Source organism: Verrucomicrobiota bacterium, assembly GCA_038744685.1.
GTDB lineage: Bacteria > Verrucomicrobiota > Verrucomicrobiia > Opitutales > Puniceicoccaceae > Puniceicoccus.
This window is the reverse complement of sequence record JBCDMB010000012.1, coordinates 44,756-62,506: the sequence shown is the minus strand read 5'-3', so window position 1 is coordinate 62,506 and position 17,751 is coordinate 44,756. Positions and strand designations below refer to the sequence as shown.

At 50.7% G+C, this 17,751-nt stretch carries 18 protein-coding genes; 17 read left to right on the top strand and 1 reads right to left on the bottom strand.

Going from position 1 to position 17,751, the window contains the following annotated elements; genetic code table 11:
* Positions 1-2 precede the first annotated feature (2 nt).
* From AAGJ81_08950 to AAGJ81_08900, 11 genes are all read left to right on the top strand, one after another.
* The gene (locus tag AAGJ81_08950) at positions 3-1,775 is read left to right on the top strand and encodes a NirA family protein (GenBank protein ID MEM0966260.1); all 1,773 of its coding nucleotides are present in this window, start codon (positions 3-5) and stop codon (positions 1,773-1,775) included.
* Positions 1,762-3,513, top strand: a complete 1,752-nt coding sequence (locus AAGJ81_08945; protein ID MEM0966259.1) for a flavodoxin domain-containing protein — start codon at positions 1,762-1,764, stop codon at positions 3,511-3,513. The genes AAGJ81_08950 and AAGJ81_08945 overlap by 14 nt, the downstream gene beginning before the upstream one ends.
* Positions 3,514-3,670: 157 nt before the next feature.
* Positions 3,671-4,951 carry an alginate export family protein gene (locus tag AAGJ81_08940; GenBank protein ID MEM0966258.1) on the top strand — a complete coding sequence of 427 codons (1,281 nt, stop codon included), beginning with the start codon at positions 3,671-3,673 and terminating at the stop codon, positions 4,949-4,951.
* Between the two features lie 401 nt (positions 4,952-5,352).
* Positions 5,353-6,447, top strand: coding sequence for a HesA/MoeB/ThiF family protein (locus AAGJ81_08935; GenBank protein MEM0966257.1), 1,095 nt, complete (start codon positions 5,353-5,355; stop codon positions 6,445-6,447).
* 113 nt (positions 6,448-6,560) lie between these two features.
* Positions 6,561-7,710 (top strand): peptide chain release factor 2 gene (gene prfB, locus AAGJ81_08930; GenBank protein ID MEM0966256.1). Its coding sequence is split into 2 segments (ribosomal slippage): positions 6,561-6,632 and positions 6,634-7,710, totalling 1,149 coding nucleotides; the frame shifts between segments, so codons are not numbered across the junction.
* A complete protein-coding gene (locus tag AAGJ81_08925) occupies positions 7,707-9,104 on the top strand; it encodes a hypothetical protein (GenBank protein MEM0966255.1) in 1,398 nt (465 codons plus the stop codon). Before prfB ends, AAGJ81_08925 begins: the two co-directional genes overlap by 4 nt.
* A gap of 163 nt (positions 9,105-9,267) precedes the next feature.
* Positions 9,268-9,663 (top strand): hypothetical protein, encoded by a 396-nt coding sequence (locus tag AAGJ81_08920; GenBank protein ID MEM0966254.1) that lies wholly within the window; start codon positions 9,268-9,270, stop codon positions 9,661-9,663.
* 75 nt (positions 9,664-9,738) lie between these two features.
* Entirely contained in the window at positions 9,739-10,266 is a 528-nt protein-coding gene (locus AAGJ81_08915; GenBank protein ID MEM0966253.1) for a hypothetical protein, read from the top strand.
* Between the two features lie 347 nt (positions 10,267-10,613).
* Entirely contained in the window at positions 10,614-11,414 is an 801-nt protein-coding gene (locus AAGJ81_08910; protein ID MEM0966252.1) for a hypothetical protein, read from the top strand.
* Positions 11,415-11,429: 15 nt separating this feature from the next.
* The gene (locus AAGJ81_08905) at positions 11,430-11,660 is read left to right on the top strand and encodes a hypothetical protein (protein MEM0966251.1); all 231 of its coding nucleotides are present in this window, start codon (positions 11,430-11,432) and stop codon (positions 11,658-11,660) included.
* Between the two features lie 51 nt (positions 11,661-11,711).
* Entirely contained in the window at positions 11,712-12,437 is a 726-nt protein-coding gene (locus tag AAGJ81_08900; protein MEM0966250.1) for a hypothetical protein, read from the top strand.
* A 251-nt stretch (positions 12,438-12,688) separates the two neighbouring features.
* Here AAGJ81_08900 and AAGJ81_08895 read toward each other — a convergent pair whose 3' ends face one another.
* A complete protein-coding gene (locus AAGJ81_08895; protein ID MEM0966249.1) occupies positions 12,689-13,138 on the bottom strand; it encodes a cupin domain-containing protein in 450 nt (149 codons plus the stop codon).
* A 62-nt stretch (positions 13,139-13,200) separates the two neighbouring features.
* Here AAGJ81_08895 and AAGJ81_08890 point away from each other — a divergent pair, with 62 nt between their 5' ends.
* From AAGJ81_08890 to AAGJ81_08865, 6 genes are all read left to right on the top strand, one after another.
* Positions 13,201-13,557 carry a helix-turn-helix domain-containing protein gene (locus AAGJ81_08890; protein ID MEM0966248.1) on the top strand — a complete coding sequence of 119 codons (357 nt, stop codon included), beginning with the start codon at positions 13,201-13,203 and terminating at the stop codon, positions 13,555-13,557.
* Between the two features lie 589 nt (positions 13,558-14,146).
* Positions 14,147-14,473, top strand: a complete 327-nt coding sequence (locus tag AAGJ81_08885; protein MEM0966247.1) for a hypothetical protein — start codon at positions 14,147-14,149, stop codon at positions 14,471-14,473.
* 54 nt (positions 14,474-14,527) lie between these two features.
* Positions 14,528-15,001 (top strand): SMI1/KNR4 family protein, encoded by a 474-nt coding sequence (locus AAGJ81_08880; protein MEM0966246.1) that lies wholly within the window; start codon positions 14,528-14,530, stop codon positions 14,999-15,001.
* Positions 15,002-15,142: 141 nt separating this feature from the next.
* The gene (locus AAGJ81_08875; protein MEM0966245.1) at positions 15,143-15,496 is read left to right on the top strand and encodes a clan AA aspartic protease; all 354 of its coding nucleotides are present in this window, start codon (positions 15,143-15,145) and stop codon (positions 15,494-15,496) included.
* A gap of 785 nt (positions 15,497-16,281) precedes the next feature.
* Positions 16,282-16,683, top strand: coding sequence for a hypothetical protein (locus tag AAGJ81_08870; protein MEM0966244.1), 402 nt, complete (start codon positions 16,282-16,284; stop codon positions 16,681-16,683).
* A gap of 238 nt (positions 16,684-16,921) precedes the next feature.
* A complete protein-coding gene (locus tag AAGJ81_08865) occupies positions 16,922-17,557 on the top strand; it encodes a PEP-CTERM sorting domain-containing protein (protein MEM0966243.1) in 636 nt (211 codons plus the stop codon).
* Positions 17,558-17,751: the final 194 nt, after the last annotated feature.

Sequence of the window (17,751 nt, the reverse complement as noted above, 5' to 3'; positions counted from 1 at the left end):
GTATGAATATTCCGAATCAGACCGGTTTTTCCCGTGAGCAGAAAAACTATCTTGAGGGATTCTTTTCCGGAGTCGCTCAGAGGGCGGGCAGTTCTTTTCTCGGAGAAACCGCAGACGGTCGGATCACGAATAATGCTGGAGAGTCCGTAACCGGGAACAAGCTCGAGGAGGTCTATGGAGTTCCCATCGAAGACCTTTGCAAGGAGGAGAAGATCAAGCACGAGGAACATGGTCTGGATGTTTTCGACAAAATCTGGGAGCACGCCGAACAGGACAAGTTTCCCGAGGGTGGCGATGTCTTTCGCTGGAAGTTTCACGGCCTCTTCTACGTGAAGCCGGCACAGGACTCCCTGATGCTTCGCTGCCGAATTGCGGGCTGCGCCTTACTGGCTCACCAGATGGAAGGCCTTGCGGAGATCGCGGAAAAATGGGGAGGTCAATATGCTCATGTGACGACCCGGGGTAACTTTCAAATCCGTGAGATCATGCCGAAGGATTCAATGAAGGTTTTACTTCACTTGGCTGACCTCGGACTCACCTCGAAAGGCTCTGGAGCAGACAATCTTCGTAACGTTACCGCTTCGCCGACTGCCGGTTTCGATCCAAACGAAGTGTACGATGTCCTCCCCCTCGCGAGAAACATGCATACGTATATCCTGAACACCCGGGAAATGTATGATCTTCCGCGGAAGTTTAACATTTCTTTTGACGGTGGAGGTTCGATTAGTGTCTGCGCGGATACAAACGATATTGGCTTTCTCGCGGTTCGGGTCGGAGAGGGGCACGGTGTCGATCCCGGGGTATATTTCCGAGTTCAGCTGTGTGGAATCACAGGGCACAGGCAGTTTGCCAGCGACTGCGGTTTGCTGCTCAGGCCCGATGAGTGTGTTCCTGTCGCTGCGGCAATGGTTCGAGTTTTTGTAGAGCACGGTTGTCGCACGAACCGTAAAAAGGCGCGTCTGAAGTATTTAATTGATGATTGGGGTGTCGAAAAGTTTCTCGAGGAGACGCAGAAGAAACTCGCCTTCACGATGGGCTGCTTACCGTTCGACGAGTGTGAGCCGAGATTCGAAATTGTCCGTCACGGTTACCTGGGAGTGCACCCTCAAAAGCAAAAAGGTCTGAACTACATCGGCGTGGTCGTTCCAGTTGGTTTCCTGACTCCAGAGCAAATGAGAGGACTCGCGAAAATCTCACGACGCTACGGGACGGGAGATATTCGACTGACCGTATGGCAGAACGTTATTCTGCCCCACATCTCCGATGCCGATTTGGAAACGGTGAAGGGGGAGATTAAGGCGCTCCAGCTGGAATATACGGCTAACTTTGTTACAGGAGGCTTGGTAGCCTGCACGGGAAATCGGGGCTGTAGGTTTTCCTCGGCAGACACCAAGGGCCATGCCATGAAGATAAGCGAAAGACTTTCCGGTGAGATTTCATTGGACCAACCGATCAACATTCACCTGACCGGATGCCCTAACTCTTGTGCTCAACATTACATTGGTGATATCGGCCTCGTCGCTACGCCGGTGAAGCGGGACGGTGAATCCGTTGAAGGATACAATATGGTCATCGGAGGTGGAGTGGATAACGAACAGGGTATTGCCCGGGAACTTCACAACGGAATACCTGGGGACGAGTTGCCGGATGTCATCGAGTATATGTTGGAGCGATACATGGCCGGTCGCGAGAGAGGTGAGAGTTTCCTCGAGTTCGTCCGGCGTCACGACATCGAAGCCCTGAAAACACTATTTTTCAATCATGCCACAGTCTAACTCATATATCCCCTTCGTTCCGGATAATGCGCCGTTTTCCGCGGACCAGCGTGCCTGGCTCAACGGTTTTCTGGCAGGTATGTTCTCAGAACGTCCGGGGGAAGCGGTGGAGGAAACTCCCGCCGTCAAAGCAACGATCCTTTTTGGATCTCAAACGGGCAATGCGGAAGCACTTGCCGGTCAAGCAGCCAAACAACTGAAGTCCTCCGGTGTTGAAGCGACAGTTGTCGACATGGACGCCTATTCAACGGACAAAATTACCGAGGAAGAAAACCTTGTTTTGGTATCCAGCACCTATGGTGATGGCGAACCACCGGATAATGCAGCGGGGTTACATTCCTTTCTCATGGACGAAGGTGCGCCGCGCCTCGAGAAAACCTCTTTTGCTGTCTTCGGTCTCGGGGATACCAGCTACCCGGAGTTTTGTAAATGTGCGAAGGACTTCGACGGGCGCCTCGAGACTCTGGGGGCGAAAAGGCTTGTTGATCGGGTCGACGCTGACGTTGAGTTTGAGGAACCTTTTGAAGGTTGGATCCAATCACTGGGATCTGCTTTGGCGAGTTCCGCTCCAACAGAAACGGTCGTTGCACCAGAGGTTTCCGCCGAGACTGAAGTCGCCGAAGCCTATGGAAAGAAGAACCCATTTCCAGCCAAAGTCCTTCAGAATCTAAACTTGAATAAAGAAGGTTCAGCCAAGGAAACCCGGCACGTATCCCTCTCGTTGGAGGGTTCGGGGCTTGAATACGAGGTCGGGGATGCACTTGCGGTGATTCCTCTCAACAATGAAAAGCTCGTGAATGATCTGATTGCACGTCTGGAGCTCGATCCAAAAGGGGAAGTGATGGGTGCGGATGGTGCCAGCAAGTCGCTCGAAGAGGCTCTTCGTTCTGATTTTGAGATCACCAATGTAACCAAAAAATTGGCAGAAGCTGTGGCTGCCAGTAATGGAAGCGAATCCCTTCTCACACTCATTGAGAACAAGAAGGCTTTTGATGAGTATTGCTGGGGCCGTGACTTGCTCGATCTCGTTACCGACTACCCGGTTCAGTTCGCAAACGGAGAGGCTTTGGTCTCGATCTTAAAGAAGCTGAATCACCGTTTGTATTCCATCTCATCCAGTCCGGAAGCCCATCCTAGTGAGGTTCACGTCACTGTTGCACGGGTGTTTTATGAGAAGGAGGGGCGGACAAGATTTGGAGTGTGCTCTGATTTCTTATCCCTCGCTCCGGAGGGTTCTGAAGTGATGGTCTACACGCACGCGAATAAGAATTTCCGTCCTCCCGAGGACCTTTCTCAGGATGCGATCATGATTGGTCCGGGAACGGGTATCGCCCCCTTTAGAGCCTTCATGGAAGATCGGATCGCAAAGGAGGCTTCGGGCCGAAACTGGCTGTTTTTTGGAGATCAGAAGTGTGCGACCGATTTCCTCTATCGAGACACCTTAGAGCAATGGTTCAAAGACGGAAAGCTCCAGCGATTGGACACCGCTTTTTCCCGCGACCAAAAGGAGAAGATCTACGTTCAGGATCGTATGCGGGAGCAGGGAGCTGAGTTGTTTGCGTGGCTCGAAGGAGGAGCTTCTTTCTTCGTTTGCGGAGACGCATCGAGAATGGCAAAGGACGTGGATCTCGCTCTCCACGAGATCATTGCCGAACACGGAAAGATGTCCGAAGACGAGGCTTCCGGTTACGTGAAGAAGCTGAAATCGGAGAAGCACTATCAGCGGGACGTTTACTAACGTGGAGTAATTTGCCGATCAAAATCACAGACGAAATTCTTTCAGCCAAAACATGAATAATATTAATGTATAAAGGTTTCGTATTAATAATTTTGGCATCCAAAGTGATGCATAAAAGCACGCGCGTGAGCGCACTCTTCCAAAACAAACACAATAAATGAAAAATCGAAAACTAATCGCATCCATTCCGTTCCTAGCCATATCTGGTGCGGTCTCTCTCCTCGCCCAAGACGCACCCGAGCCAAAAGAATCTTTGCTGACTCAAGGATTCAACAAGCTCGAAGAAACCGTCCCTGGGAAGTTCAACATCAATATCCGTTTGCGGAACGAAGTCTTCGATTTAGACACGCCATCCGGCAATCTTCCGGACGGGAGTCCCGCCGACCGGGATGGAACGGCTTTCCGCATCCGATACGGCTACACCACACCCAACTTCTATGGGTTCACAGCCATGGCAGAAGGGGAGACTCTTACTTCGGTGGAAGGAGACATCCAACCGCTCGATGAAGCCGGTGAGGGCACGGAGCTCAACCAACTCTGGATCCAGTATGCAAATCCAGACTACGGGAAAGCAAAGGTGGGACGTCAGGTATACAATCTTGATGACCAGCGCTTCATCGGATCCGTCGGGTGGAGGATGAACGATCAGACTTTTGACGGTGGAACCGGTGACTTTACCGGAATTGAAAACCTTTCGGCGAAAGCTTTCTACTTTGGCCAGCAGAATACCGTGACTGCGGAGGAGAACGATATTGATTCGTTCGGTTTCAACTTCGCCTACGGTTTTCCAGAGAAGGCAACGCTTACGGCGTTCTATTACAATATCGAAGGTGAAGACACCGGAAATGCGGGCTCTTCCAACCAAACCATTGGATCCCGGGTTGTCGGAGGATTCTCGGTTTCGGAACAAAAGTTCAAGTATGCTGCCAGTATCGCCTGGCAGGAAGCGATTGATCCTTCACCACTGGATTACGACGGCTTTTACTACGCGGGCGATCTGTCGACCAATGTGTTCGGAGTGACTCTTGGTGCTGGCTTTGAGATTCTTGAGCCCGGGTTCAGAACGCCTTATGCAACGGTTCACAAGTTCAACGGGTTTGCCGATGCCCTGATTCCTCTCAATGGATTCACCGATGGTCTGGAGGACTACTACATCTACGCGGGTTACAAAATCCCGGTGGGTAACGGAATCATGACCAAGGTAATCTACCACTGGTTCGATCCGGAGTCGAAGAGTGCTCCCGGGCAAAATGGGGGAACCGAGATCGACTTCGTTGCTGCCTACAAGTTCGCCGAGTATTTCTCAGTGGTCACGAAGTTTGGAGACTACTCCACTGACGGTGGGGTTGGAACCGGCGGAGTCGGTGGAAACGTAGGCGGCCTGGCGGGCGCGCTCGACAAGACGATGTTCACCATCGAAATCAATTTCATCTACTAGGTTTGTTCAAATAAAGGGCACTTCGATTAACCTCCTTTGGACGTGACGAGAGCAATTTTGGTTTTGAGCAAGGCGACGGCTTCGCTTGGCGTGCTAGAAGCCCGTCTGCGAAGCCGCAACGCGGCTCAAAACCAAAAGTGTCTCGCCCCGCCTTTCGACAAGACTCAAGGCCCTGAGCCTACCGAAGGGAAGGGGTTGCGGCAGCACCGGTTCCGGGCAGCGTTGGCGGAGAGGTCCGAGGGCCTCTGGCCCGCAAACCTCTCCGCAGCCTCACCCGGATTCCGGCGGTGCCGCAATCACGAGCCAAAGGAGGTTAATCGAAGTGCCCTAAGGTAGTTGTTTGGTGGGCGGGGTCGAGTTTTCGGCCCCGCCTTTTTTGTTTTGAGGGTGTTGGAAACCCTTTGTATCGTCTGCCTGTGTCGTACTTGAGAGCTGTTTTTGATCGTTTCTCCGGAGAGTCACTTTCCAGCGAAGAGCGGTCTTTTTACTCCCGCCAGATCGGTTTGCCGCGTATCGGTTTGGAGGGGCAGTTGAAGCTGAAGTGTTCACGGGTTTTGGTGGTCGGTGCAGGTGGGCTCGGCTGCCCGGTTTTGCAGGCTTTGGCAGGAGCAGGTGTCGGCCACCTCACTGTGATGGATCCCGATTCAATTGAACCTACGAACATTGCCCGCCAGTGGTTGTATTCCCTCGAAGATGCCGGTCGAAGTAAGGCGGTGACTGCGGTGGGCCGCATCCGTCGGCAGAATCCCTTCATCGAGGTCTCAGCGCGGGTCGAGGCCTTCGGGGTTGAGAATGGAACGTCTATCGCCGAGAGCCATGATCTTGTGATTGACGCTACCGATAATTTTCAAACCAGAGTCTGCATCGATCAGGTATGCGCCGAAGTCGGCCGTCCGTGGATTTTTGCTGGTCTCCATGGAGACAGCTTTCAGATGGCTCTTTTTTGGGCGGAATATGGGGCACGGTTTCGTGATCTTTTCGCCGCCGCTGATGGATCCTCAAATTGCGAGGTGACTGGTATGATGGGAACAACCTCCTCTCTAGCGGGAAACTGGCAAGCTCGTGAAGCGGTGAATGTAATCACCGGATCGGGAACGGTCGCACCGGGAGTCGTGACTTCCGTCCATGCAGTGACCAATGAATCCGTGCAGTTCAGGATCCCGGGGGCAAAGTCACCGGAGAGATTCGGGAACGAAGAGGGGGAAAGTGAAGAAGCCGACTGGACCCTGGAGAGAATTGAAAGGGCTTGCTCCATGAACAAACCATTCCTCCTGGTGAACTTAAGGGAAGGAGTTCCGGCCCCTTCAGGAATTCTCAGTAGTGCCGAGAGCATTCGGACCGACGATATATTGGAAGATCCAACGATTCTCCCGGAGGACCGGACGGTTTGTCTGGTTTGTGAGAATGGTGTAACGAGCCGCTTGCTGGCCGGTGCGATCAATTCGACGACTAGAAGATTCCCAGTGGTTTATCTCAAGGGAGGGTTCGCTTCGTAGGTCCCTCCGCAGTTCGCGGGTTTCCCTTCGATTGCGAAACCGGTTGACGATTCTAGTGACCTGTTTCTCAATCAGGACGGTTTCCTGATCAGAGGGTGCCTAGAATTTTCACTATGATTACGCCCGAGCTTCTTTCCCAGATTGATGAACTGCACAAGCGTGCCGGTTACCTCTGGAGGTATCTTTGACGTCGATCAAAAGAAGAAGGAGATAGCGGCATCGGAGCAAAAGATGTCGGAGCCCGGGTTTTGGGATAACAACGAAGAAGCCCAGAGACTCACGGGCGAGGTCAGTCGGATGAAGCGCCTTGTGGAGGGGATGGAGGGTCTCCAGTCCGAAGTGGAGGACGTCAAAACCATGGCAGAGCTGGCCGATGAAGAAGAGGGCGAAGATGCTATGACGGCTGCTGCGGAGACCGAACAGTTGGCAGGCGCTCTCCAGAAAAAAATCGATCGGTTGGAGCTGCAGTCTTTCCTGAGTGGTCCGCATGACGCGAAGGATGCGATCCTCAGCATCCATGCGGGTGCTGGAGGGACCGAGTCCTGTGATTGGGCGGATATGCTTTTGCGGATGTACACTCGGTGGAGTGAACGCTCGGGATTTGAGGTCGAGGTGCAGGATATTCAACCGGGGGAAGAAGCGGGAATATCGAGGGCCACTCTACGAATCTCGGGGGATAATGCTTATGGGTTCTCCAAAGCGGAGCGGGGGGTTCATCGCTTGGTGCGGATCAGCCCGTTTGATTCCAATAAGAGACGGCACACCTCCTTCTGCTCGGTGGATGTGATTGCGGAAGTGGATGACGACATCGAGCTGGAGATTCGCGATGAGGATTTACGGATTGATACCTACCGGTCCAGTGGGAAGGGTGGGCAGCACGTGAATAAGACCGACTCGGCGGTCCGTCTGACACACCTGCCGACCGGCCTGGTGGCCGCTTGTCAAAGTGATCGCTCCCAGCACAAGAACAAGGCGACTGCGATGAAGATGCTGAAGTCGCGCATCTACGAACAGATGGAGGACGAGAAGCGTTCGGAGATGGAGAAATTTTATGGGGAGAAGGGTGAAATTGCCTGGGGGAATCAGATTCGGAACTACGTTTTCCAGCCCTATCAGATGGTCAAGGATCTTCGGACAGGCGAGGAGACATCCAATATTCAGGGCGTTATGGATGGAGAACTGGATCCATTTGTTCATGCCTGGCTCAGAGCGGGCGGCCCGGTTGGCCGCAACGCAGCAGCGGGGAATGACTCGGACGTGTGAAGAAGGACGACCTCCAGAAGGCTTTTGCCGGGACAACGCTTTTCGCAGACAAGACCTGGATCACTTCTCCGGACGCGTTCCCCTTGAGTCCGCAGCAGTTGGCTTCGATCCGCGAAATCGGTCCGGCGCTCGCAGAGTTTCAGTTGGCGCTCGAAAGGTTGTATCGACGTTCTTCGAGCGGCAGTCGCATTCTAAGGAACGGAGAGTTGGAAGCAGGATGGGTAGCCGAATACCTTGACCGGGGAAAACCGGGCCCACTCGTCGAGCATGGAAGAGTCGAAACCGTCAAGAACGATCTTCCGGCGATCATCAGGCCGGATCTTCTGCTCACCGACGAGGGCTTTTGTCTCACCGAGATTGATTCAGTTCCGGGCGGGATTGGTTTGACCGGCTTTTTGAATGAACTCTACCGCGGGGATGGCCCGGTGGTTGAGTCCGAAGAAGAGATTCCGGAGGCCTTTTTCCGTGCGATCACGGATGGCTCCGACCTGTATGAGAATCCCTTCGTCGCCTTGGTGGTGAGTGACGAAGCAGAGACCTACCGACCGGAGATGGAGTGGATTGCTTCGCAGCTTCAGCGGAAAGGACGGAGGGTCTTTGTTTTCCATCCGGAGGAAATCATGGTTCTGGGGGAATCGATTTGCGCCTCCATTGATGGAAATCCGCAGAAGATTGATGTCATGTATCGCTTCTGGGAGCTGTTTGACCTGGCGGGCTTTGCGTGGGCGGACGATCTGGTGAAGGCCGTTGAGAATGGTTCGTTGCGGGTGACTCCTCCTGTAAAGCACTATCAGGAAGAGAAGCTGAGCCTCGGCTTGCTTCACCATCCAAAGCTAAAGGCATTTTGGGAGGAAAACCTGGGGAAGAAGAGCCGCCGCATTCTGTTTCGAATCGTCCCGGATACTTGGATTGTCGATTCGGCTCCCGTTTCGGCAAACGCTTTCCTTCACGCGCCGACGGTCGGCCAGTTGCCAATATCCTCTTGGGATGAACTGGGAGAAGGATCGCAAAAAGAGCGCAATTTGATCCTCAAAATGAGTGGTTTCAACGAAAAGGCCTGGGGTGCGAGAAGTGTGGTTCTCGGGAGCGACGTGTCCCGGGAGAACTGGACGGCGGCTCTCCGCCAGGCGATGAGAGAAGCCGATGAGAACCTCTACGTGCTTCAGCGTTTTCACAAGCCAAAGAGAATTCGGCATCCGGTTTACGGACCTGACGGCGAACCCAAAATCATGGAAGGAAGGGTCCGCCTTTGCCCGTTCTACTTCCGCTTGGGAAGCGACAGCTACGAGCTCGAAGGCATCCTAGCCACCGTCTGCCCAGCAGATAAAAAAATAATTCACGGAATGAGCGAAGCGACCTTGCTGCCGGTTCGTGAAGAGGCTGGGAAAGAGTAGGAGGGCGCCACACCCTTCGTCCGAGTCTAGTCGAGTCAACCGTGAGTAGACAAAAAGGGATTGATAAGACCAAAAGACGGCTCCGCGATTTTCCTTCCACCCCGGTCATGTCGGGGCTATAGTCCAAGTGTTGCGCGTTTCAACGGCGCAATCTATGAAAGAAATGAATCTATCTCGCTGCAAAGACCAAAAACGTCAGAGTCTCGAAGAATTCTACACAGAATTTGCCAGATCAGAAAGTGAAGCTTCCAAGAAGATGGGAGAGGCAATGCTTAGCCTACTCCGAAACTTAAAAAAGAGTAGAAATGAAACGGTTGCGTTTGGCCTTACATCTCACGCTAAACTCTATTTTTTAGAAGAAGACACATATGAGTCTCCGTGGTATGTCTCGGTCTTTGGAACGACTCCAAATGAATACCGTATCGATTACTTGATGCCTAGAGAATCACAACCATGGAGTGAAGCTCGTGTTTCGGGTAGAGCGTACTCGGAGACTGAAGCTATCGAAATGCTTTTTACCGCTATCCAAAAATCAGACGGATGGACAAGTGAGAAGTAGAACTAGGCAGTCGTATAAACTTCATTACGCGCTCCGCGCTTCAGTCTTGAGACATCTCGGCGTTGGGTAAAAATAATGCTTACCTATCCAAGACCACTGTATTATCTAAAGCCCTTTCCTGAAGAAGAATTGGAAAGGATTGCTGGAATTGATTGGCTCAACCGAATTGGTCAGAAGGACAGCATCAAAGACGCCATAAATGTTCAAGACCGAGATGAAGCCATAAGCATGGCAATGTCAGATGATTGGACAGATTTCCGCCTTGAAATGCGTAACGAAGTTACCGGCTTCCTGTCGTCCAGACATTCTCAAAACTATACGGAATGGAATAACTCCGCTCGCGCCCTCAGAGGTTTTTTTGACGTCCATATTGCTCCCAAGGTCGAAGGAAGAATTTCGGATTTGAACCTGGGAAGCAAGCTGATCGAAGCGATTGGATGGGATATAGTCACTGCTCTACAAGAGATAGCATTTTCACAGTTTCGCATCCCTCGATTTCATGACAGACTATTAGAAGTATATCAGAATGGACATTTGCCCTGCGGCATAACTCCATTAAGTCTTAATGAACCTAATCCTAATGGGACGCTTCACTACTACTAACACACAACAAGCCAGTGCACATAACTATCGGAAGCTCCGCTTTCCTTCGTCGTATGACCTTTGACGTATGGGAAAGAAAAGAATCTGAACAACGGATCGCTCAGAAAGCACGGAAGGGAGAACGAAGAGAAAAATGAACTATTGGATCTGCGTTTTCCGTGTTCTCCGTGGTGAGAAACAGATTGCAATGAAGGCAACGGCCCTGTACAGAATATCGTGACTGATCCTTAGTAACCAGGCCCATATCCAACCAGCGTAGGCAACCCGATGAACTCGCCCGTGAAATTGACAATCCACAGAAGTTTGGATGTCTAAGGCCGAGTCGCCTAGCCTCGACGTTAGTAAAAATGAGATCACGAACAACTATCTGGCTCCTTCCAGCCCTTCTTTCGCTCTGCCTCGATGCACGAGAATGGACGAACGCGGAAGGTCAAAAACTAGAGGCGGAATACCTTTCCCAGAATGACGAAACAGTAAAAATAAGGAGAGAATCGGATTTTCAAATATTCGAAATTCCGATTTCCACGCTTTCCAAGCAAGATCAGGACTTTCTGAAAGAGCTTAAATTCAATACGATTGAAGTTCAGAAGCTCAGAGATGTAAAGAGACCGAGTAAGCAGCATTTCAGAAAGCTCTTGAAACTAGCATTAGAGGGAAATCCGCTTGTTTTACAAATAGTCTCTGATTATCGAGAAATACTCTATGAAGGTATCGATTACGACGAAGAGCGTGATCGCGTTCTTGAGAATCTTGAAATAATGCGATCATTTTTCACACCTTTAGGTGAAGCTGCGGGGGAAGGTAATGATCAGGCTGTAGAAGTACTGATTAGTGCTACAGGCGAATCTAGAATAAGGAGTTTTACAGCCAACGCTTTTGGTATTGGCGCTGGTATGGGGTCTCGAAAGTGCTTGGAAGTCCTACTCAATCACAAACGATATGGACTCCTTCTTTCATCTACAGTCTTTGCGCTGCAATATCCTGCAGAACAAGGAAATCAGGAAGCGATTGATTTTTTAGCTGCCGTTATATCAGACGATAAATCTAGAGCACTTTGGCGGGGAGCTTCACAGGGTTTAATCAAAGCTGCTAACGAAGGTAATGAGACTGCATTAAAAGCACTCGACGAATACAATTCAAAAGAATAGATTTAAATTGTAGGAGTGATCAACGCCGGCCAGCGCCGCCGTCTTCACACTTCTACGTTGCGTCCATCGCTTCGCGATGGCCGCGATGCGGCGCTGAGCAACAACGGTCGCTCTTCGAGCTTCCTCCTTCGTAGAAACTTCGGCGGACTAGATGGCGGTCAAGAGCTCCTGCTCCAGCTTCCGGCCCGCTCCGCAGGCCGCGACCAGGAGCATGAGGCGACTCCGGGCTTGAACCTCCATGAGTGAGCTCATTACGGTTCAATCCCAACGCGCCTCAGCGTAGCATTCGCATAAAGAATGAAACGAGCCGGACATAGCTTTTTTGCCGTCTTCATTGGCTGGCTCCTCCCATTCATCGGGTTCCTATCGTGGATGCAATTCCGCACCACCGGATTCGGCTACATAACCGACTTCGAGTTTTTTCTGTTCTGGCCCCTCATATTCACTTTTCTCGGCTGGCTGGTTGTCGGCTTACCGCTAGCGCTAAAAATAGGAAAAGGAAAAGAAACAAAATTTTGGGTCTCTGTGATCTACTGGACTCTAGCGACTACGATTTCGTTCCTTCTGGTCGCAGCCTTGTTTGAATTCGGAATAATCTTTCTGATATGGTGGCCCGTTTTGATAGGCGCGATTGCCGGAAGCGTTTTTTGGCTACTCCAAGTAAAGAATTTTGTTCCCACACTCGTAGCTTGGTTGTCACCAATTCTTTTCTTTCCCCTTGTTCGTTTTGTTCTACTACCAATCGGGATAGCTTACTTTCCATACACTACACATGTGATTGCCGAGGGAGCAATCGGACAAGAAGCACTCTATGCAGTTATTGAAAGAGTTGAGGTTGGAGACACATTCGAAGAACTGAATAGGGACTATCCCCAGGTATTTGATCAGCCAATTCTTGGCAAATCCTCTAGCTCAAGTAATGGTTGGTCCTATAGAATCAAATTCGATGATGAACGAGCCAAGGTGATTGAAATTGAAGTTAACAAACCAAATCCGAACAAGGCGAGGGAGGCAACGCCATAGGCGCGCCTCCTCTCTACGTTGCGTCCATCGCTTCGCGATGACCGTAATGGGGCGCTGAGCAACAGCCGTTGCTCTTCGAACTTCCACCTCCGTAGAGACTTCGGCGGACCAGATGGCAGTCAAGAGCTCATGCCCAGCTTCCGGACCGCTCCGCAGGCCGCAACCAGGAGCATGAGGCAACTCAGGGATTGCCCTTGCCGCCCCGACATTGTCGGGGCTACAGTCCAACCCCTGTGCGCCTCAGCGCCGTATTATGTCGAAGAATCGTTGGAAGCGGACCATTTGGGAAGTTCATCAACCAGCTCTCCATCTTGGATCGTGAAGTGATCAAGCAACGAATTGTCTTTTGCTTGGATGACGATGAAGAGCATCTCTGCTTCCCCAGTGTTTCGAAAAGTCCTGCGAACGTCTGGCGAACACTTGACGCAAGTACCGTCTTTCACGGGATAGACCTCTCCGTTTGCTTGGAATTCTCCAGAGCCCGATAAGAACAAATACAGTTCTTCATTCTCTCTGTGCTTATGAACGAAGGGCATATCTTCGCCGACTCGAAGGGCATTCAGTGAGACCTCCATGCTGGTGAGTCCAAGTTCACTCTTCAGGAATTGCTTCGACTTTGTTGGGAGACCTGGAATGGAGAAGTGAAAGTCTCTCCAGCCTTTGAGAGAACCTGCTTCAAATATCTGGATTGGATCACTCATCGATTAAAGTTGCATAATGCAACCTATATTCGTATTTCAGTTTAAATTTGCAACCTAAAAGCATGAGTTTGAACAAAAATCGTAGATCGGGGTGCCCTGTCGCGTGCACTTTGGATATTTTGGGAGATAAGTGGACCCTGCTGATCGTGCGTGATCTTCTTCACGGGGCCACGCAATTCGACGAACTTAGAAATGCGCCAGAGCGAATCGCCCGGAACATTCTGAGTCACCGATTACGCCGGCTCACTGAGTTGGGCATGGTGAAGAGAGAGCCCGACATAGACGATAAACGAAGATTTAATTACCTCCTTACCGAACGTGGGGAGTCTCTCCGGCCGATCGTGCAAAACATTGCCAATTGGGGCCTGCAGAACATTGACGATACCGAAACATTTCCCGACGCCTCGGGAACTGGGTGAAACAGAGATATAACAGATCGGGGGAAGACGACGCGATGGATCGAGTGCGTCCAATGAACGTTTCGTCCATCGCTTCGCTATGGCCGTATTCGCAACGAGGAGCAAGAGGCGAGTCCGGGATTATCCTTCCACTCCGATGATGTCGGGGCTATAGTCAAATTCCTGTGGGTCTCTGCACCGCATTCTCTAATGAATATGAAAAATACACTTATCCCCTTGATCATCCTGTCAGTAGGAATTGTCGTCGCAGCCCTGCTGCTTTCAGATGCTATAAAGACTCACGCATCTGCAATAAGAGAAAAATCTCGATTGGAAATATCACTCGAACCTGGAATACAAACCAGATTGTTCGGCCCCCAAGGAGTTTCAGTCGATCTCGGTGGTCGAGTCGAACTTGGAACTAGTCGGACAGGGAAGAGTATAGATTTGCAACATTCAATACGTGGTGGAACACCGCCTCTTCCGGTTGAGCAAAGATAACGAGAACAAACGGCGTAGGCACTCCGGTGTAATCGCCTGTGAAATCGACAATCGACAGAACGCTGGACTCCTCGGGCCGGGTCGCCTAGCCTTGAAGTGATTAGAAGGAATGAAAACTGTCAGAGACGACGGACTCCCCTCAAATTTCCTTCTATTTGTGGGGTTAGCTCTTTTGGGCGGAATAGTCCTTGGGAGGCAGTTCTTTGAATCCGAGAGACACCCAGAGGTTTTAAAGGTTATAGTAAATGCAACCTGGATACTCGGACTTATATGCTATTACACAGGTTTTTGGCGGGTTATCAGAGATAGAGGGCGACACACATCATGGTTTCTCCTCTCTTTTGCCGGACCTATAGGCGTTGGTATCGTTTACCTACTTCCAAAGTATGATATCAAGACGACACAGACAACCAGTGAACCGTTCCGCCAAATCTAGAATCAACCGAACGACCGAGCCTTGCGGGGTTATTCTCTGGTCTCCACGTTGACAATGATTGAATTCCACGAATTAAGTGGTCCACCATCAGCGCAGGACATAGAGAGACTTAACCAGGTTTTTCCGGAGGGAATTCCTCGAGAGTTTCGGTTATTTATAGAAGAACACGACGGTGCATACGAACCAGAGTGCTTGGTGGATCCAATGAGAATACAAAAGATCCCAGGCGGCGATCTTTATGGGCTACAGCTTTACACAATACCTGAGATATTTGAAGCAAGGGAGATCTACGAGGGTAGAGTTTCCCCAGATCTTGTTCCCGTGGGATTCGATTCTTTTGGCAACCAATTCTGCTTAGGAAGAATGGGACTACGTTACGGTAAGGTGATTTTCTGGGACCACGAGGACGACGTAGCTGGTTGCCTGAGCATTGGAATTCCCACTGATGCGGATCGCATTCACAAGAATGAGTATCCCATTGCGGATTCATTTGAGGTATTTCTCGATCTCTTAATCCTTGCGGAATAATGCTAACCAGAGGGTAGTCTCAATTCCACTCACTCTCCGCGTTCCGGTCCTGAGACACCTTTACAATCGGAAGAAAGTACTTCCCCACAGACATAAGATTGATATTTCTCGGATATGGGACTATCTTGTTGATTGCTTTTGTTGCGCAATCCGAGTCTACCAGAAAAAGAACCTATTGAGGCAGAGGCACTTGCGGACACAGGTTCCGTCTATCTTGCGATACCGGAGCATGTTTGCCTACAGCTTGAACTAAGAGCAGGCGGTCAAAAGGAGGTCACACTTGCCGACGGTAGCAAACAGATGGTTCCTTACGTTGGGCCTATCGAAACTAGGTTTAATAACCGTCGTGCCTATGTCGGGGCGATTGTCATGGGTGACGAGATCTTGCTTGGAGCCATTCCTATGGAAGATATGGATTTAGTTGTCATTGCTCACGAGAGGCGTGTGGATATTAATCCGCTCAATCCAGATTTCGCAGTGGCTCTTGCAAAATAGCACAGAACAAATTCGTAGCCTCGGCCCCGGAAAGCGGATGCCTTCCTCCGTTTGCCACGCTTAACGCTAAGTCCATCGCTTCACGATGGCCGCATTGCGGCACTGAGCAACAGCCGTTGCTCTTCGAGTTTCCATCTTCGTAGAAACTTCGGCGGGCTAGATGGCGGTCAAGAGCTCCTGCTTCTGTTTCCGGCCTGCTCCGTAGGCTGCAACCAGGAGAACGAGGCGACTCCGGGATTTTCCTTTTCCCCAGACGATGTCGGGGCTACTGTTCGACCCACGCGCCTACCACCTCCACATTGGCTTCAAATGAACCCAAAAGAACCAAAAACTCGAGCAAAGCGAAGTCTGATTGCGCCAATCTTATTTGTCTTCTTCAGTGCGATGGTCATCTGCCCATATATTTTGTTCGAAGATGGCCACTCGTTATCAATCTCTTTGAGCTTATGTGGGTTGTTAGCAGTAGTTTTTAGTGCATTGGATAGATCGCTAGACCGGAGAGCTCAGCTGGCTATTGGGCTATACATGTTCACTATACTTTTGCTGTTCTCAATGAGTATTGGAGTTTTCTTTTTCTTTTCCATTGGGAAAGCGGTGTTAGCTTTCATCGGAATCTCTATTGTTGGAGCGGTGGTTTTGACTCTGTTTGACACTGTTCTGGTGAGAAAGTTTTTCCCCGGCCTTTTCAAAACATCTGGAGGCGAATAAACCGAGGTATCTATCCCCGACAAGATTCTTGAGTTCTTGCATCTTGAATCGGAATTTGATAGAACCGTGCCTCCGTGATGTTGACCGCCGATTCGGTCAGGGAAGGGTTCGCTTCGACGTTGGCTAAAACGAAAACGAAATTAAAAATCTTTGGTAGTGTTCTGGTTGTATTTTGCCTTGTTGCTTGCGCCGATAGAGTCGAATTCGAGGTAAGTAAAAGTGATGCCGAATCCGGAAGAGGCTCATCTGGTTTTGATTTTCTCGAGAGCTTTGGCGAAAGTGAAGGGCCGTTTAAGTCGCAAGGTGGACCGAACGGGCACTATGGGTCTAGCATCTCCTTTTATGTTACCGTCGGAGGAGAGAAAATAGAAAGGAATTACACTCCGGAAGACGATTCATATGCCTACGCCGCTGACTTCTACACAAATAAAGACGGTGACGGTTTCGCGGTTGTCCACAAAATTCACAGAGAGGAATAGCTAACCAATCGGTGGTCTCAATTCTTTTCGCGCTCAGCGCTTCATTCTTGAGACGCCGCGATTCCACCACAACTAGGCGGTTAGAACCATTTGGAGGAAGACGGAAGAACCAAGTGGTCAACCAGACTTGGAACCCCACTGTCAAAATGACGAAAACTCATCTCGGTTTTGGTAAGTTGATAAGACATCTTGCCCTTTACGATTGACGTGACCTTGGAGAGCCCATAACCGAGGTCTTGTGAAACCTAGCAAACCACTTCTCGTCGTTTTGACTCTCGTTGCCGCAAGCCAATCCTACGCGAATTTTAGGTATGGCTTCAGCCAGAGTAATTATGAAGTTTTACCGGGCGAAAAGGTGGATGTGCAGGTTTCACTCATACAAGTAGAAGCCAACCCGATCGATCTAGCCGTCGATGGGATCTTCAGCGCGGGCGTTCAGGTCGTCTTTGGCGAAAACGCACCCTCTGATCCTGCAGTGGTATTGGAACTCAGCGACATTTCTGCGAATCCCGCCTTTGATGACACGCTTCTTGGTGAAGAAAAATCCCTGACTCCCGGCTCGAGTGCCTACTTCATCGACTCGGTAGACGACATCTTCGCTCCTCTGACTGGTAATGAGATTTTCCTCGGCACATTTCGCTTTACTGTCGGAAACATCGTAGGTGAGGTCACAAATTTGCGCGCTGAGGACATCACGCCGCCTCCCTCAACTTTCACGGAAACGGTGGGAGGAGACATCAACTTCAGCTCACTGGACGAATTTATATCGCCCGGCTTTTCCACAATCACTGTGATTCCTGAGCCAACAGCCTACGCCGCGCTGGCCGGAATGTTCTGTGCAGGTCTCCTGTTACTCAGACGCAGAACCAGGTAGAAACCGCGCAAACCTACTACTAGACTTTACCTCTTCCACTCCGTAGATGCGTCTGATAGGAAGGGATTACCGCCATCAGACGAAAGGCACAACGACCGCTTCAGAGCGGATCCTTGGGTACTGTTCCTACAATCTTACACGACTCTTTTTCCTGTTGGGCTCCCGCCCACTTTCGGCGAAAACAAAACCAATAA

What these genes read in the sequence shown, in the direction of transcription:
- AAGJ81_08895 (MEM0966249.1), bottom strand. Translation starts at nt 13,138, where the DNA reads ATGAGTGATCCAATCCAGATATTTGAAGCAGGTTCTCTCAAAGGCTGG.
- AAGJ81_08885 (MEM0966247.1), top strand. Translation starts at nt 14,147, where the DNA reads ATGAAAACTGTCAGAGACGACGGACTCCCCTCAAATTTCCTTCTATTT.
- AAGJ81_08890 (MEM0966248.1), top strand. Translation starts at nt 13,201, where the DNA reads ATGAGTTTGAACAAAAATCGTAGATCGGGGTGCCCTGTCGCGTGCACT.
- AAGJ81_08950 (MEM0966260.1), top strand. Translation starts at nt 3, where the DNA reads ATGAATATTCCGAATCAGACCGGTTTTTCCCGTGAGCAGAAAAACTAT.
- AAGJ81_08900 (MEM0966250.1), top strand. Translation starts at nt 11,712, where the DNA reads ATGAAACGAGCCGGACATAGCTTTTTTGCCGTCTTCATTGGCTGGCTC.
- AAGJ81_08915 (MEM0966253.1), top strand. Translation starts at nt 9,739, where the DNA reads ATGCTTACCTATCCAAGACCACTGTATTATCTAAAGCCCTTTCCTGAA.
- AAGJ81_08870 (MEM0966244.1), top strand. Translation starts at nt 16,282, where the DNA reads ATGTTGACCGCCGATTCGGTCAGGGAAGGGTTCGCTTCGACGTTGGCT.
- AAGJ81_08880 (MEM0966246.1), top strand. Translation starts at nt 14,528, where the DNA reads ATGATTGAATTCCACGAATTAAGTGGTCCACCATCAGCGCAGGACATA.
- AAGJ81_08940 (MEM0966258.1), top strand. Translation starts at nt 3,671, where the DNA reads ATGAAAAATCGAAAACTAATCGCATCCATTCCGTTCCTAGCCATATCT.
- AAGJ81_08945 (MEM0966259.1), top strand. Translation starts at nt 1,762, where the DNA reads ATGCCACAGTCTAACTCATATATCCCCTTCGTTCCGGATAATGCGCCG.
- AAGJ81_08910 (MEM0966252.1), top strand. Translation starts at nt 10,614, where the DNA reads ATGAGATCACGAACAACTATCTGGCTCCTTCCAGCCCTTCTTTCGCTC.
- AAGJ81_08920 (MEM0966254.1), top strand. Translation starts at nt 9,268, where the DNA reads ATGAATCTATCTCGCTGCAAAGACCAAAAACGTCAGAGTCTCGAAGAA.